Annotated in this window: 15 protein-coding genes and 1 pseudogene; 12 read left to right on the forward strand and 4 right to left on the reverse strand. The window is 58.9% G+C overall.

Annotated features, from left to right (window positions below; translation table 11 throughout):
• Positions 1–25 precede the first annotated feature (25 nt).
• From AC4ANE_RS14695 to AC4ANE_RS14710, 4 genes are all read left to right on the forward strand, one after another.
• On the forward strand, positions 26–1,474 hold the full coding sequence (locus AC4ANE_RS14695) for an aldehyde dehydrogenase (protein ID WP_002553455.1): 1,449 nt from the start codon (positions 26–28) through the stop codon (positions 1,472–1,474).
• Between the two features lie 152 nt (positions 1,475–1,626).
• On the forward strand, positions 1,627–3,513 hold the full coding sequence (locus AC4ANE_RS14700; protein ID WP_057443004.1) for a feruloyl-CoA synthase: 1,887 nt from the start codon (positions 1,627–1,629) through the stop codon (positions 3,511–3,513).
• Positions 3,510–4,754: a thiolase family protein gene (locus tag AC4ANE_RS14705; protein WP_002553456.1), complete on the forward strand. Its 1,245-nt coding sequence runs from the start codon at positions 3,510–3,512 to the stop codon at positions 4,752–4,754. Before AC4ANE_RS14700 ends, AC4ANE_RS14705 begins: the two co-directional genes overlap by 4 nt.
• 139 nt (positions 4,755–4,893) lie before the next feature.
• Entirely contained in the window at positions 4,894–5,238 is a 345-nt protein-coding gene (locus AC4ANE_RS14710) for a hypothetical protein (RefSeq protein WP_002553457.1), read from the forward strand.
• A gap of 14 nt (positions 5,239–5,252) precedes the next feature.
• Here the strand turns inward: AC4ANE_RS14710 and AC4ANE_RS14715 are convergent, their stop codons facing one another.
• A complete protein-coding gene (locus AC4ANE_RS14715) occupies positions 5,253–5,657 on the reverse strand; it encodes a RidA family protein (RefSeq protein ID WP_002553458.1) in 405 nt (134 codons plus the stop codon).
• Between the two features lie 154 nt (positions 5,658–5,811).
• Here AC4ANE_RS14715 and AC4ANE_RS14720 point away from each other — a divergent pair, with 154 nt between their 5' ends.
• From AC4ANE_RS14720 to AC4ANE_RS14730, 3 genes are all read left to right on the forward strand, one after another.
• A complete protein-coding gene (locus tag AC4ANE_RS14720; protein WP_002553459.1) occupies positions 5,812–6,747 on the forward strand; it encodes a LysR family transcriptional regulator in 936 nt (311 codons plus the stop codon).
• A 154-nt stretch (positions 6,748–6,901) separates the two neighbouring features.
• Positions 6,902–8,218 carry an AAA family ATPase gene (locus AC4ANE_RS14725; protein ID WP_031595650.1) on the forward strand — a complete coding sequence of 439 codons (1,317 nt, stop codon included), beginning with the start codon at positions 6,902–6,904 and terminating at the stop codon, positions 8,216–8,218.
• On the forward strand, positions 8,215–8,676 hold the full coding sequence (locus AC4ANE_RS14730) for a hypothetical protein (RefSeq protein WP_005731821.1): 462 nt from the start codon (positions 8,215–8,217) through the stop codon (positions 8,674–8,676). Before AC4ANE_RS14725 ends, AC4ANE_RS14730 begins: the two co-directional genes overlap by 4 nt.
• Before the next feature lie 5 nt (positions 8,677–8,681).
• Here the strand turns inward: AC4ANE_RS14730 and AC4ANE_RS14735 are convergent, their stop codons facing one another.
• The gene (locus AC4ANE_RS14735; protein WP_002553460.1) at positions 8,682–9,599 is read right to left on the reverse strand and encodes a LysR family transcriptional regulator; all 918 of its coding nucleotides are present in this window, start codon (positions 9,597–9,599) and stop codon (positions 8,682–8,684) included.
• 157 nt (positions 9,600–9,756) lie between these two features.
• On the opposite strand from AC4ANE_RS14735, the gene AC4ANE_RS14740 reads away from it, so the two are divergent.
• From AC4ANE_RS14740 to AC4ANE_RS14750, 3 genes are all read left to right on the forward strand, one after another.
• Entirely contained in the window at positions 9,757–10,512 is a 756-nt protein-coding gene (locus tag AC4ANE_RS14740; RefSeq protein WP_002553461.1) for a 5-oxoprolinase subunit PxpA, read from the forward strand.
• An 86-nt stretch (positions 10,513–10,598) separates the two neighbouring features.
• Positions 10,599–11,471 carry a 5-oxoprolinase subunit B family protein gene (locus tag AC4ANE_RS14745; protein WP_002553462.1) on the forward strand — a complete coding sequence of 291 codons (873 nt, stop codon included), beginning with the start codon at positions 10,599–10,601 and terminating at the stop codon, positions 11,469–11,471.
• The gene (locus AC4ANE_RS14750) at positions 11,468–12,442 is read left to right on the forward strand and encodes a 5-oxoprolinase subunit C family protein (protein WP_002553463.1); all 975 of its coding nucleotides are present in this window, start codon (positions 11,468–11,470) and stop codon (positions 12,440–12,442) included. Before AC4ANE_RS14745 ends, AC4ANE_RS14750 begins: the two co-directional genes overlap by 4 nt.
• Positions 12,443–12,448: 6 nt before the next feature.
• Here AC4ANE_RS14750 and AC4ANE_RS14755 read toward each other — a convergent pair whose 3' ends face one another.
• Positions 12,449–13,021: a TetR/AcrR family transcriptional regulator gene (locus AC4ANE_RS14755; RefSeq protein ID WP_002553464.1), complete on the reverse strand. Its 573-nt coding sequence runs from the start codon at positions 13,019–13,021 to the stop codon at positions 12,449–12,451.
• Between the two features lie 209 nt (positions 13,022–13,230).
• On the opposite strand from AC4ANE_RS14755, the pseudogene AC4ANE_RS14760 reads away from it, so the two are divergent.
• Positions 13,231–14,239 (forward strand): annotated as a pseudogene (locus AC4ANE_RS14760) (aldo/keto reductase).
• 29 nt (positions 14,240–14,268) lie between these two features.
• Here the strand turns inward: AC4ANE_RS14760 and AC4ANE_RS14765 are convergent.
• Positions 14,269–14,481 carry a hypothetical protein gene (locus AC4ANE_RS14765; RefSeq protein WP_223216219.1) on the reverse strand — a complete coding sequence of 71 codons (213 nt, stop codon included), beginning with the start codon at positions 14,479–14,481 and terminating at the stop codon, positions 14,269–14,271.
• Positions 14,482–14,553: 72 nt separating this feature from the next.
• On the opposite strand from AC4ANE_RS14765, the gene AC4ANE_RS14770 reads away from it, so the two are divergent.
• Complete coding sequence (locus AC4ANE_RS14770; RefSeq protein WP_002553465.1) at positions 14,554–15,738, forward strand: L-dopachrome tautomerase-related protein; 1,185 nt, start codon at positions 14,554–14,556, stop codon at positions 15,736–15,738.
• Positions 15,739–15,752: the final 14 nt, after the last annotated feature.

The raw sequence follows: 15,752 nt of genomic DNA on the forward strand, positions 1-15,752 counted from the left end.
ACAACAATAACAAAGAGGAATGATCATGCTGGACGTGCCCCTGCTGATCGGCGGCCAGTCGTGCCCCGCCCATGATGGACGTACATTTGAACGCTGTAACCCGGTGACTGGCGAAGTGGTTTCGCGTGTGGCCGCAGCGACCCTGGAAGATGCCGATGCAGCAGTCGGGGCTGCTCAGGCTGCGTTCCCTGCCTGGGCGGCGCTGGCACCCGGCGAGCGCCGAGCGCGCCTGCTCAAGGCTGCCGAGCAGTTGCAGGCGCGCAGTGGCGAATTTATCGCTGCCGCTGGCGAAACCGGGGCGATGGCCAACTGGTATGGCTTCAACGTACAACTGGCCGCCAGCATGCTGCGCGAAGCTGCGTCGATGACCACGCAGATTACCGGTGAAGTCATTCCCTCCAATGTGCCCGGCTGCTTTGCCATGGCGCTGCGCCAACCCTGCGGCGTGGTGCTCGGCATCGCACCGTGGAATGCGCCGGTGATTCTTGCTACCCGCGCCATCGCCATGCCGCTTGCCTGCGGTAACACCGTGGTGCTCAAGGCATCGGAGCTCAGCCCTGCAGTGCATCGGCTGATCGGTCAGGTATTGCAGGATGCCGGGCTGGGCGACGGTGTCGTCAACGTGATCAGCAATGCGCCTGCCGATGCTGCGGCGATTGTCGAGCGTCTGATCGCCAACCCGGCCGTGCGTCGAGTCAATTTCACCGGTTCGACCCATGTGGGGCGTATCGTCGGTGAGCTCTCGGCACGCCATCTGAAACCGGCACTGCTTGAACTGGGCGGCAAGGCACCGTTTCTGGTGCTGGACGACGCTGATCTGGACGCGGCGGTGGAAGCGGCCGCATTTGGTGCCTATTTCAATCAGGGCCAGATCTGCATGTCCACCGAACGGTTGATCATTGATCGGAAGGTGGCGGATGCCTTTGTTGCAAAACTGAGCGCCAAGATCGAAACGTTGCGTGCCGGCAACCCGGATGACAGTGAATCGGTGCTGGGGTCGCTGGTAGACGTCGGGGCTGGCACGCGCATCAAGGCGTTGATCGATGACGCTGTGGATCTGGGCGCAACGCTGGTGATTGGCGGGCAGTTACAGGGCAGCATTCTGCAACCGACGTTGCTCGATGGCGTGACTGACACCATGCGCCTGTACCGCGAAGAGTCCTTCGGGCCGGTGGCTGTGGTGATCCGTGGCGAAGGTGACGAGGCGTTATTGCGGCTGGCCAATGATTCGGAATTCGGCCTCTCGGCGGCAATTTTCAGTCGCGACACCAGCCGTGCTCTGGCGCTTGCGCAGCGGGTCGAGTCGGGTATCTGCCACATCAACGGACCGACTGTGCACGACGAGGCGCAAATGCCCTTTGGCGGGGTCAAGTCCAGCGGGTATGGCAGTTTCGGTGGCAAGGCTTCTGTCGAGCATTTTACTCAGTTGCGCTGGGTGACCTTGCAAAACGGGCCGCGGCACTACCCGATCTGAATCCTCCGGCGCTGGCGTCACCGATGTTGCAAAAGACGGTGTCGCCAGCAAGTCAGGCATAACAATAACAAGGCTGCAGCCTGTGCTGCTACGCCCCGCCCGAACCGCTGCAAGCCGTTGGGTGTCTGCGTACCTTGATGGAGAGAACGCACGTGAGTTCCGATATCAGATCATCAACGCTGCACAGTGAAGATAGCTCACCACGCTATCGCCAGGTCTCCATCGGTCATCCGCCCATCGAGGTGCGGGAAGAGCAGGGCATTTTGCATATGCGCGCTCTGGAACCACTGGCGCAATTGCCCGATCGCTTGCTCGACCGATTGTTGTACTGGGCCAGCATCCGTCCGCAGCAAACCTTTATTGCCGCCCGCGACAGCCGTGGTGGCTGGCGCAAGGTCAGTTACGCCGACATGCTCACAGACGTGCGCGCCATCGCGCAGAGCCTTCTGGCGTATGGCCTCTCCGCCGAGCGGCCGTTGGCGCTGCTCTCGGGTAACGACATCGAGCATTTGCAGCTTGCATTGGGTGCCATGTACGCGGGGATTCCCTATTGCCCGGTATCGCCAGCGTATTCAGTCATGTCCCAGGATTTCGCCAAGCTGCGGCATGTTTGCGAAGTGGTGCAGCCAGGGCTGGTGTTTGTCAGCGAAGCCGCGCCGTTTCAGCGCGCCATTGATGCGGTCATTCCAGCGGATACGCCGATCATCACTGTACGCGGCCAACTCGCTGGCAGGCGTCCACTGAGCTTCGCCAGCCTGTTCGATCAGCCTGGCGGCCGTGAAGCCGAGGCGGCTTTTCTGGCCAGTGGTCCGGACAGTATCGCCAAGTTCCTGTTCACCTCGGGCTCGACCAAACTGCCCAAGGCCGTAGTGACCACGCAGCGCATGCTGTGTGCCAATCAGCAGATGCTGCTGCAGACATTTCCGGTGTTCGGCGAAGAGCCGCCCGTGCTGGTCGACTGGCTACCGTGGAATCACACCTTCGGCGGCAGCCATAACCTCGGTATCGTGTTGTACAACGGTGGCACGTTCTATCTGGACAACGGCAAACCGACCGTCCAGGGTTTTGCCGAAACCCTACGCAACCTTAAGGAAATCTCGCCGACGGCCTACCTGACCGTGCCCAAGGGCTGGGAAGAGCTGGTCAACGCGCTGGAGCAGGACGCCGAACTGCGTGAGCGATTCTTCTCGCGCATGAAACTGTTCTTCTTCGCCGCAGCCGGCCTGTCGCAAAGTATCTGGGATCGCCTTGACCGTGTCGCCGAGCAGCATTGTGGCGAACGGATTCGCATGATGGCGGGGTTGGGCATGACCGAGGCTGCGCCTTCCTGCACGTTCACCACCGGACCGCTGTCGATGGCTGGCTATATCGGCTTGCCTGCGCCCGGTTGCGAAGTGTGTCTGGTGCCGGTGGACGGCAAGCTGGAAGGCCGTTTCCGCGGTCCGCACATCATGCCCGGCTACTGGCGCTCGCCGCAGCAGACTGCCGACGTGTTCGACGAAAACGGTTTTTATTGCTCCGGCGATGCGATCAAGCTCGCCGATCCTGCGGCGCCCGAGCTGGGCCTGATGTTCGACGGGCGTCTTGCCGAGGACTTCAAACTGTCGTCCGGCGTGTTTGTAAGTGTCGGCCCCATGCGCAACCGCGCCGTGCTGGAAGGCTCGCCGTACGTGCAGGATGTGGTCATCACCGCGCCTGATCGTGAATGCCTGGGTGCGCTGGTGTTTCCAAGGTTGCATGAATGTCGCCAATTGGCCGGGCTGGATGCGCAGGCCTCTGATGCGCAGGTGTTGGCCAGTGCGCCGGTACGTGCGTGGTTTGGCGAATGGCTGATCCGCCTGAATCAAGGTGCGAATGGCAATGCCAGCCGTCTGGAGTGGATCGTGCTGCTTGACGAACCCGCGTCTATTGATCGTGGCGAAATCACCGATAAGGGGTCTATCAACCAGCGTGCGGTGCTGCAGTGGCGGGCAGAAATAGTCGAAGCGCTTTATCGTGATCAGTCCCCGGACAAAATCAGTGCCGAGCCGACGGCATGAGCAGCGGCGGGCAATATCTGGCGTTCAGCGACGTGGCCATTGTCGACGCAGTGCGCACGCCGTGGGTCGATCTGGGCGGCGCTCTGGGGCATATTTCACCCATCGATCTGGGTATAAAGGTCGGTCGTGAGGTTCTGGCGCGTGCTGCCATTCAGCCTGATCAGGTCGACAGTGTACTGGCTGGCTCAATGGCGCAAGCCAGTTTCGATGCGTACCTGCTGCCCCGGCATATCGGCCTCTACAGCGGCGTCGCGCAAAGCGTTCCGGCGCTGGGCGTGCAACGCATCTGCGCCACAGGTCTTGAACTGTTGCGTCAGGCCGCTCAGCATGCGAGCGAAGGCGGGCAGATGGCGCTGTGCGTTGCTGCCGAATCGATGTCGCGCAACCCGATTGCGGCCTATACCCATCGTGACGGTTTCCCGCTGGGCGGTGCCGTGCAGTTCAAGGACTTTCTCTGGGAAGCGTTGTACGACCCGGCACCGGCAATGGACATGATCGCTACGGCGGATAATCTTGCAAAACGTTACGGCTTGAGCCGTGAAGCCGTCGACGGTTATGCATTGCTCAGCCATCAGCGCGCACTGCAATCGCAGTTTGGCGGCCAATGGGCTGGCGAAATTGTGCCGGTCAACAGCCAGCGCTTTGAGCTGGAGGGGTATCAGCCGCGCGGCATCGAGTTGCCGCGCGGGGTTGAAACGGTTACGCAGGACAGCCATCCGCGAGCGACCACCCTGGCGGCGTTGTCCCGTTTGCGTGCTATTCATGCTGATGGTGTGCAGACTGCAGGCAACAGCTGTGCGGTGGTCGATGGTGCGGCAGCGGCGTTGGTGGGCAGCGCTTCGCAGTCACAAAGGCCGGTACTGGCGCACCTGCTGGCCAGTGCTGTGATTGGCGTCGCTCCGGAGTTAATGGGCATTGGCCCGACGCCTGCCATCCAGCTGTTATTGCAGCGCAGCGGGCTGGCGCTGAGCGACATTGGCCGGCTGGAAATAAACGAAGCGCAGGCGGCCCAGATGCTGGCGGTGACACAAACGCTGGAACTGGACAACGAACGACTCAACTGTCTGGGCGGTTCACTGGGCCTGGGCCACCCGCTGGCTGCCACCGGATTGCGTCTGGTCATGACTCTGGCGCGGCAATTGCGCGAAAAAAACCTGCGCTACGGGATTGCCGCCGCCTGCGTAGGCGGCGGGCAGGGTATGGCGCTGCTGATCGAGAATCCGGCATTCATTGCCCGCTGAGCCTGCCCCCCTTATCCATGACTCGAAAGCGACACTCAGCCATTTAAAGCGCTGCACTTGACGCAGGTCATCCTTTAGCGCTTGACCGAATTGAAGTGAACAGTGACTCTCGCGTCTCTCAACACTACGGAACCCGTCTATGCGTGCCCTCGCTGAGCTTTCTTTCGATTTCGTCTGGCATTTGATGTTCACGGATGACGATCAGCTCGACCAGGATCTGGCGGTGCGCTCGCTGGAAAATCTGTCTGACTACTTTTCGGCGATGTCCGACGAAGAGAAAAGAGCGTTCATCGCTGTGGCGCATGAACGCAAGGCTCGTCTTTTTGCAGTGCCCGATGCCGATGGCTACTCGCCGATGCTGCACGCCACTGAAGACCAGGCACAGTTTCTTGATCATGTGGTGTCCGGAAAATTCTTCCAGCAGTTTGAAGAGCCCGCGGCTGTTTATGCCAGCGACCGCGTGGTACCGATTCGCAGCAACTGAGCTGCCGGCTGCGGCTAGCCGCGTGCAGTTTCCGGCAACCTGGCAATCACCTTGATTTCAAAATCAAAGCCATAAAGCCAGGTGACGCCGACTCCCGTCAGGGTCGGGTTCGGCGCGTTGCCCCAGAATTCCGGGACCACCTTCCATATACGCTCGAACTTCGCTTCGGGGTCGACAATGAACACCGTCACGTCGACCACATCATCGAACGTGCAGCCAGCGGCCAGCAGAATGGCGTTGAGGTTGGTGAACGCCAGGCGCACCTGCTTTTCGAGATCCGGCTCCGGTGAGCCATCTTGGCGACTGCCCACTTGTCCAGAAACAAACAGAAAACCATTGGAACGTACCGCGGGCGAATAGCGATTGCGCTCGTAAAGCGCCTGACGACCAGCGGGGAAAACGACGTCACGGTGTGGCATGGGTGCCTCCATCAAAGGGTCGAGTGACCTGAAATCAGTGGTGAAGCCACTGTAGGGACTTGCGCCGAACCGATAAACGAGCAACCGTACTCAGCACTGTTTGGAGAACCCAAACAATCCGGCAGGCCAGCGTGACGAGACAGGCAGGGCGAGAATGGACCGTTTTGACGCGATGCAAGCGTTTGCCCGAGTGGTGGAAACAGGCAGCTTCACCAAAGCTGCCGCCACGCTGCACATGAGCAAGACCAGCGTGACGCAGCTGGTGCAGCAACTGGAGGCACGCCTGCGGGTCAGGCTGCTCAACCGCACCACACGCAAGGTCAACGTGACTGCCGACGGCGCAGCCTATTACGAGCGCGTGGTCAGGCTGCTGGCCGACATGGATGACGCGGAGACCAGCCTTTCCGACGCGACGTCGCTGCCCAGAGGTCGATTGCGCGTGGACGTGCCGAGCCCGTTTGCCAGCATGCTGTTGATGCCTGCGCTGCCTGGTTTCCATGCCCGCTATCCGGACATCCAGATCGACATGGGTGTCAGCGACCGTATTGTCGACATGATTGGCGAAAATGTTGACTGCGTCGTGCGCGGTGGTGAAATAACCGATCAGTCACTGATCGCGCGGCGGGTGGGCGACCTGCAACTGGGTGTGTACGCCGCGCCGTATTATCTAACGCGAATGGGCACGCCTGTTCACCCGCGCGAACTTGAAGATTCTGCCCATCGTATCGTTGGCTACCTGTGGGCGCGCACCAGCAAGGCGCTGCCATACGCAATGCACCGCGACGGTGAAAAGGTCCATGTGCAGGGCCGCTATGCGCTGGCGGTGGATGATGGCAATGCCTACATTGCCGCAGGTCTGGCCGGAATGGGCATTCTCTGGCTACCGGACTACATGGCCAGGCAGCATCAGGTGCGCGGCGACCTGATACCGCTGTTCAAAGACTGGCAGCTGGACAGCATGCCGATGTACGTGGCATTCCCGCCGAACCGGCATATCAGCATCAAGGTGCGTGTGTTCATTGACTGGATTACCGAGCTGATGGCCGAGCATGCGCCTGTCAGTCAGCGTCACGGAGCCGAGCAATCGTAATCTGCGCTCGCAGCATTGGCGACTTGCCATGTCAGGAATAGTGTTAAATTCTTGACCTGAGTATGAAAAGCTCAAGGCGGCGGGGATTTCATGCACTTGGGCAACATCGATTATTGGAGAACGACTTGATGACGCGTGTGCGAGTTTCGAAAGCATGTTGATTTCGATTGAACTGAAAAACTTCAAGAGTTACGAGAGTGCAAGTCTTCCGCTGGCAGCCATGACCTTTTTAATCGGTGCCAACGCTTCGGGCAAGAGCAACGTCCTTGAAGCTATTCGCTTGCTCAACTGGCTGGCCAAAGGCAGCCGTCTTGAAGACATCACACGATCAATTCAGAGTGGCGATGCGGTTGTTCGTGGGCAGGCAAATGATTTGCTGCGCGATCCTCTTGCGAGTTTCAGTTTGGGGGGCAGGTTTGAGGGCATGCCAAAGGGGTGGGGGCATTTTGAAATATCGATTGGCCTGGTAGCCGATCAGTTGGTCGTCACAGCGGAAAGCGTAGTGAAACCGGGTGAAGCGGTTCCTCTGTACCAGGTCGACGGTCGCGCCAATGACCATACCGATGAGATCAGGGTTGCCTACAACAACTTCAAACGAGGAAAAAACAAGCCTCATATTCCTTGTTCAAACCGACAAGCCATTTTCTATCAGCTCGAAACGCCAGGTCGATTTGAGTCGGCTCATCATGACTCACAGCGCATCATTCCTGCTGTTACAAAAGCCATACGTGAAACCTTGCGCAATGTGGTGTTTCTTGATCCGCGTCCTGCGCTGATGCGTGACTATGCTTATGTGAAGGACGACCTCATCAAAGAGGACGGCAGCAATCTGTCTGCGGTCCTCTACAGGATTTCTCAAGAGCCGGAACAGAAAACCAGACTGCTCGCCTTTATCAAATCCTTGCCCGAACAGGACATCACCGACATAGAGTTTATAAAGACTGATCGCAACGACGTCATGGTGAGGCTGGTGGAGTCTTTCGGACAGAAAAGCAGAACCGTGGACGCACCGCTGCTCTCTGATGGGACCCTTCGCGTTTTAGCCGTCGGCGCAACGCTTTTAACCGCTCCTGAAGGAGCGCTGGTGGTTATCGAAGAGATTGACAATGGTGTCCATCCCAGTCGTGCGGAAACCCTTGTAAGACAACTCCGAGCTACCGCTGCCGAAAGAAAGCTGCGAGTCCTGCTGACATCACACAACCCTGCTTTGATGGATGCGTTGCCTGATAGTGCGCTGGCTGATGTGGTTGCCTGCTATCGCGATCCTGAACACGGCGACAGCCGTCTGGTGCGCCTGGGAGACCTGAGTCGCTATCCGGAACTGGTCGCGCAGGGGCCATTAGGGCAACTCATGACGCGGAGGATCCTGGATCGTTTCTTGAAGGACGATACAACGGAAGATGAGCGCAAGGCACAAGCGCTGGACTGGTTGGCTGAATTGCGCCAAAACACAGATGGAGGAGCAGAATGACAGCCGTCTGCTTGATTGATACCTCTGTCTTCGTCGAAATTCTCAATGTGCCCATCAAGGCGCAACAACACATTGAAACCCTTCGTCAGTTAGAACAACGCATACTTGCTGGAGAGTCGCTGTTTTTGCCGATGGCTACGATACTCGAAACCGGCAATCATATTGGACAGAATGGAGACGGAGGCGCTCGACGTAAATGTGCAGAGCGTTTTGTCAGGCAGGTACAGGATGCATTGAAAGGGCGTTCCCCGTTCAAAGCCATCAGCTTCCTGCAAGAGGATGAAATGAGCGGTTGGTTGCGCGAGTTTCCAGAGCATGCAATGTGTGGCAGCGGGCTTGGCGATCTTTCCATCATTCATGACTGGAGACGACTCTGTTCTCTGAATCCATCGAGACGGGTTTATATCTGGTCTGAAGATGTACATCTCGGTGCGTTCGATCAACTGCCCCGGTTGTAATATCCTCAACGCCGCGCCGACAGCTGCTGCGGTGCCAGAAACGCATCGTGAAAATAGTTACGAAACGCCTGCATCGCCGGGCTCAGCTCTCGCTCGCGGTGCCAGGCCAGGCCGACGCTCATTGGCGTTACCGAGTCGGTGACAGTCAACGTTTCAATACGTTTGCCTTCCAGCGACCAGGGACGATGTACCAGGTCGGAGAGAATCGCCACGCCGCTGCCGTTGGCGACCATGCTGCGCACTGCTTCCACGGAGCTGGTGCGCACTCTGACATTAGGTCGTTGGCCGGCCAGTTCCCAGTAACGCATTGCACTTTGCTCCGCCTCATCGACGGTCAACAGGATATAGGGCTCTTGTGCCACATCGGCAAGGCTCACGGCGGCGCGCTGGCACAGCGGGTGATGGCTGGACAGCCATAGACGGCGTTCGGAGTTGAACAGCGTCTCCGAGACGATATCCGGGTGAGTGATGTTGGCTGTCAGCACCACTGCCATATCGAAGCGCCCCTGCAACAGACCCTGTTCGATGGCTTGCCTTTCGCGCTCATGAACCTCGATGGCTACATCCGGGTGCCAATGTTCCAGACGTTGCAGGTGGTGAGGCAGAAAGTAGCCAATCACGGTGTAGCTGGCGGCCAGGCGCAATACGCCGCTGGCGCGAATATCGGGTAGCGGGCTGTTCAGTGCGTCATAGACGCTGCGCAGGATCACGTAGGCGCGGTTGAGAAAATGTCGACCCGCTTCGGTCAGGCTCATGCCTTGGGCCGAGCGCTGGAACAACAGCGTGCCGAGCATGCTTTCCAGTTCCTTGATGGCCGTGGTCACCGCAGACTGGGAAATGTTCAGGTGAATGGCCGCCTGCGAGATTTGCCCGATCTCGGCCGTTGCTACGAAATAACGAACCTGGCGCAACGTCAGGGACATAAGCACTCCAATCGGCGGGTATCTGTTTTTCAGAAGATGATGTATCTGTAAATAGATCTACCCAAGGGGTGCAAGCGAATCTAACGTGTTTTGCAGGAAGCCGGATAGCTTCTTTTCCGGACTGACCCTTAACCCGATAGCCCCAGGAGCAAAAGCCATGCAGGTGGATTTCAACTCGGACATGGGTGAAAGCTTCGGCGCGTGGACCATTGGTGATGGTGTCGATAACGAATTGATGGCCTTCATCAGTTCCGCCAACGTCGCTACCGGTTTTCACGCGGGTGACCCCGGCACCATGCGCCGCACCATCGAACAGGCTAAACAGCTGGGCGTTGCCATTGGCGCGCACCCAGGGTTCCGCGATCTGGTCGGCTTCGGGCGGAGGCACATCAACGCAGCGCCGCAGGAGCTGGTCGATGACATGCTCTACCAACTGGGTGCATTACGTGAGCTGGCCCGGGTTCAGGGCGTGGCATTGCAGCATTTCAAACCTCATGGGGCGTTGTATATGCACCTCGCCCGGGATGAAGCCGCTGCCCGTCTACTGGTGGAAAACCTTCAGCGCCTGGAGCCCGAATTACTGCTTTACTGCATGCCCGGTTCGGTTATCTGCAAGATCGCTCAGGAGCTCGGTCAGCCGGTGATTCGCGAGTTCTACGCTGATCGCGACTACGACCTTAGCGGTTCCATCGTCTTCACCCGTAATGTGCGCGCGCATGACCCGGCCGAGGTCGCGGCACGCGTGGTTCGGGCGTGCCAGCAAGGTCTGGTGCGCACCGTCGAGGGCGAGGACCTGAGCATCGAATTCGATTCGATCTGCTTGCACAGCGACACGCCGGGCGCTCTGGCCCTTGCCGAAGCGACCCGCAAGGCGCTGGACGCTGCCGGAATCACGGTGCGTAAGCCGCGCTGAGTCAAATGGCATCGTGTGCACAGACACACGAGCTACGTTACTGATATTTGCCTGCCGTTCTACAACAAATTCAACAAGGAACAGACATGGCTGATCCGATTCGCTACAGCTTTGGCGCTGATGAACACCTGTTCGCGGAAGTCAGCGAGAGTATGTCGCTGGAGGCATTTTTCAAAGGGCTGGCGGTGACCCGTGCAGTCGAGCGTCTGGAACTGGACGGTGTACTGGACGTATGCCTGGCCAACGCGTCGTTCCAGATCCGCTTCGACCCGGACCGTATCGCACCGCATGCCTTGCTCGAAGCGGTGAGAGCTGCCGAGGTCGATGCGGTGGCCGAACGTACGCTGCAAACCCGTATCATCGAGATTCCGGTGCTCTACAACGATCCCTGGACCCATGAAACCCTGATGCGTTTTCGTGACCGCCACCAGGACCCGGGTTCGACGGACCTGGAATACGCTGCGCGCATCAATAACCTGGCGGATGTCGATGCCTTTATTGCGGCTCATAGCGGCGCGCCGTGGTTCGTCTCGATGGTCGGTTTTGTGGCCGGTCTGCCGTTCATGTTTCAGATGGTCGAACGCGAGCGCCAACTGCAAGTGCCCAAATACCTGCGGCCACGTACCGATACACCCAAGCTTACGCTAGGTCACGGTGGCTGCTTCGGCTGCATCTATTCGGTGCGCGGAGCGGGTGGCTACCAGATGTTCGGCGTTACGCCCGCTCCGATCTACGATCCGCAGCAGGGGCTGGCTTATCTGAAAGAGCACATGGTGTTTTTCCGGCCAGGCGACATCGTCCAGTTCAAACCGGTTGATCGGGACACCTATGATATGGCCGTTGCAGAGGTTGAAGCCGGACGCTTCGATTTGCGGATTCGTCCGGTCAAGTTTTCCCTGGATGCCTTTCTGGCTGATCCCGCTGGTTATCCCAAGTCGTTGCAGGAGGTGCTGGCATGATCAAGGTGCTCAAACCCGGTCTGGCGACCTCGGTGCAGGATCTTGGCCGCGAAGGCTATTACCACCTGGGCATTCCGCCCTCGGGTGCGCTGGACCAGTATGCGCTCAGCGCTGCCAATCAACTGGTCGGCAACCCACCCGGTGCCGCCGGGCTTGAATGCACATTGCTGGGGCCGGAGCTGGAGTTTCAGTGCGATACATTGGCCGCTGTCTGTGGCGCGCACATGACGGCGCGCCTCGACGGTGTGGAAATGCACCACGACACTGCCTTTGCGGTAAAGGCCGGACAGGTGCTGCGTTTCGACTTCCCCAAGGACGGCGCGCGCACCTATCTGGCGGTTGCCGGGGGGATTGATGTGCCGCTGGTGTTGGGCAGTCGGTCGACTTACACGCTGGGTGCGCTTGGCGGCTTTCAGGGCCGCCGACTGATGGCTGATGATCAGTTGCCGATAGGTATTCCTGGCGGCAAAGGCCGGGCCGGGGCGAGCCTGCCGATGGCTTTGCGACAGTCTTTGGGCGGGGAAGTGTATCTGCGTGTGGTGCCTGGCCTGTATTACGAGCGTCTGACCGAATTCGCAGCCACCAGCTTTTTCTCCGAGTCCTGGAGCGTAGGCTCGGAAGCCGACCGCATCGGTTATCGCTTCAAGGGCGGCAGGGCGTTGACGTTCCAGCCCAGGGAGCAGCCTTTCGGGGCAGGCTCCGATCCATCGAATATCGTCGACAGCTGCTACCCGATCGGCTCGATTCAGGTGCCTGCCGGGCTTGAGCCCATTGTCTTGCACCGTGACGCGGTGTCCGGCGGAGGCTACGCGATGATCGGTACGGTGATCAGTGCCGACCTCGACCTGATCGGTCAGATGCAACCCAACCAGAAAGCGCGATTCGTGGCGGTAACGCTGGAGGAGGCTCTCGAAGCGCGAAAGTCGTACAAAAAGAAGCTGGCGTGCCTGAGCAAACTGTTTCCTTCATAGAAGCGGTCAAAGAGCCTGCAGTTGCTCAAGCATTTTCGTACGGCACACATCGAGTATTTCGTCTGCCAGTGGCGAGTCGTTCGGGCAACTGCGCGATAGCAGCAGCGCGCCCAGTGCATGGGCAAACATATCGATGGTGTTTGCCCGCGCCTGTTTCCATTCGTTGTCGCCAGGAGACGTGCCTGCCGGAGCCAGGGCGGCAAGCATGCTCTCTATGCCCTCGGCAAAGGTTACCTTGACGTCGTCTGACTGACGTGCAGCATCAGCACTGAGTGCGGCTATCGTGCAGCCTGTGCCTGGGTTATCCCGGTGCTCTCTGGACAGGTAGTACTCGATGAACTGCGCAGGATCGACGTCTTTCGATTGCTCCACGGTGCGCGAGATGGCACAGGCAGCCGATTCGGCCATCAGATCGGACTTGGAGCCGAAATGCTTGTAGAACCCGCCGTGGGTAAAACCCGCTGCGGCCATCAAGTCTGCCACCCCGACACCGTCAAAGCCGTGCTCGCGAAACTGGATGGATGCCGTCTCGACAATGTGTGCCCGGTTGGCCTGGGCCTGCGCCTTGGTGACTCTCATGTGAGTTGCCTCTCTTGCCTGCTTGGTTTTTACCCGTCCGGGTTCGGCAGGGCGTGAATATAGCATTGATGCTGACCATCATCAAAATGATTGACAGTTAAGATGCTGATCGTAATCATAACCGCTCAAAGCTGACTGTTAGCTGTCCACCTTGTTTCTCGGCAACAGGATCGCGCCACGGGCGATCCTCAATCGGCAGGAGCAAAACCATGAAATACAGAACGTTTGGCAAAACCGGGCTCAATGTTTCGCAACTGGCGCTGGGCACAGGAAACTTCGGCACGGGCTGGGGCTACGGCGCAGACCCGGTTGCCAGCAAGGCAATTTTCAACGCCTATGCAGAGGCGGGTGGCAACTTCATCGATACTGCAGACATATATCAGTTCGGTCAGTCCGAAGAGTTACTCGGTACGCTGCTGGAAGGCCGGCGCGATGATTTCGTGCTGGCGACCAAATTTACCAACGGTGCCTCGGCCAATCCCGGCCGACTGGCCATCGGCAACAATCGCAAGGCAATGGTCAGCTCGGTGGAAGCAAGTCTCAAACGCTTGAAGACGGATCGCATCGACATCTATTGGGCGCACCATCCAGACGCTGTTACACCCATCGAGGAAATTGTCAGAGGGTTTGAAGATCTGGCGCGTGCAGGGAAAATCCTATACGCAGGCCTGTCCAATTTCCCTGCATGGCTGCTTGCTCGCGCGGTTACGCTGGCCGAAATCAGCCGTGCATTACCGATTGCAGCCGCTCAGTTCGAGCACAGCCTGGTGCATCGCGAGCCTGAGGCTGATCTTTATTCAGGCTTCTTACGCGCTTGGCCTTGGCGTCGTCACCTGGTCACCTCTGGGGGGTGGCATGCTGACCGGCAAATATCGCAAAGGGGAGAGCGGGCGCGCTGAGGGGTTTGGCGGCAAGGTATTCCAGCCTGAGAACTCGGCGCAGCGCACACGGATTCTCGATACTGTTCTGGAGGTTGCCGGTGAGCTTGGTGTCAGCGCGGGTCAGGTAGCCATTGCCTGGGCAGGTTCGCACGGTGCTGTTCCTATCATCGGGCCTCGTTCGCACGAGCAGATTGCCGATAATCTGGGCGCCTTGTCGCTGACGCTGACTGACGAACAGATTCAACGCCTGGATGCGGTCAGCAGTCTGGATCCCTCCGCTGGGCCAAGGTCGGCGGCTGATTGGTCGGATGAGACTCGTGCAAGGGGAGTGGCCTGAGTTGTTATTGGCCTGACTCGGATATTTGTTTATAGCCGCCAAATGAGCGGCTGGAGTCCTTCCAGGCGCAGCGTTGCCGCATGAGCGTGGTGCTTGCGTGTCTTGGCAAAGGCGGTGATCTTCGCCTCGGCGTTGAAAGTGTTAGCGTATTCCCCGCGTTTTTCTTTGTAATGAGAAAGACCAAAATACTCGCAGTCTTGTCCATCCATCGTCCTTGAGCCACGTAGAGTGATGAACGTCATCACCTTCCGTGCGCACAGCCCGTATTACTGAATACCGATGAGCAGCCCTGGCTGTCCCATCAGGAGAGCACCATGCATCGAAAATCAATTTGCGCAGCACTGGCCATCCTGTCCGCCGCCACACTCACCACCTCACTGGCCTACGGCGCGACCATCACCGGGCTCCCTGCAAGCGCCCCTGCCGACAGGTCGGTAGGCAAGCTTGAACAGGTGCATGCCTTTTACGATGCGATGCCTACCGGTGTGACAGTCACTGAAACCGGGCGAATCTTCGTCAACTTCCCTCGTTGGGGCGACAAGGTGCCTTTTACGGTGGGCGAGATTCGTGAAGGCAAAGTTGTTGCCTACCCGGATCTGGCGGTCAACCACGAGAATCCGAAGGACCCCGGCGACGGACTGATCAGCGTGCAGAGTGTGGTGGCTGACGGCAAAGGACGCGTCTGGCTTCTGGACACTGCCGCACCGCAGTTTGCTGCTCCGCGTCCGGGTGGTGCCAAGCTGGTTGCGGTAGACCTGGCCACCAACCGAATCGTCAATCGGCTGGTGTTTCCCGATAACGTCATATTGCCCAGCACTTATGTCAACGACATGCGCTTCGACTTTCGCAAAGGATCGCAGGGGACTGTCTATGTGACTGACTCTTCGGTAAGCGGTCCGGGTGCAATCATTGTCATGGACATTGCCAGTGGGCATGCCGTACGGCGCCTGAGCGGCGCGAAGTCGACGTCTGCCGACCCGGCTTTCGTGCCCGTGGTCGAGGGCGTGCCGGTGCTGGGTGATGGCCCGGACGGATCGCGCAAACCGGTTCACGTAGCCGCAGACGGCATTGCGCTGTCGGCCGATGGCAAAACGCTTTATTTCTCGCCACTGTCCAGCCGCCACCTGTACTCCGTCGCGACCGAGCTGTTGAACGACAGCGGTGTAAGTGAGCAGCAACTGGCCGCGGCTGTTCAGGACCTCGGTGAAAAGGGCGCCTCCGATGGTCTTGAGGCTGATGCAGACGGTGCTGTATATGCAGGTGACTACGAGCACAATGCAATTCGCAAACGCCTGCCGAGCGGTGTATGGCAAACCGTGGCGCACGATCCTCGCATGCTGTGGCCTGATACGTTGTCTATCGGTCCGGATGGCTACCTGTATTTCATCGTCAACCAATTGCACCGTCAGGCCGGTTTCAATTCGGGCCACGACAAGCGTGCCAAACCTTATAGCCTGCTACGCGTGAAAGTCGACGCTGCGCCTGCCCCCACTCATTGATCGAATTGAATACC

The organism is Pseudomonas sp. Pme6b, from assembly GCF_058129925.1.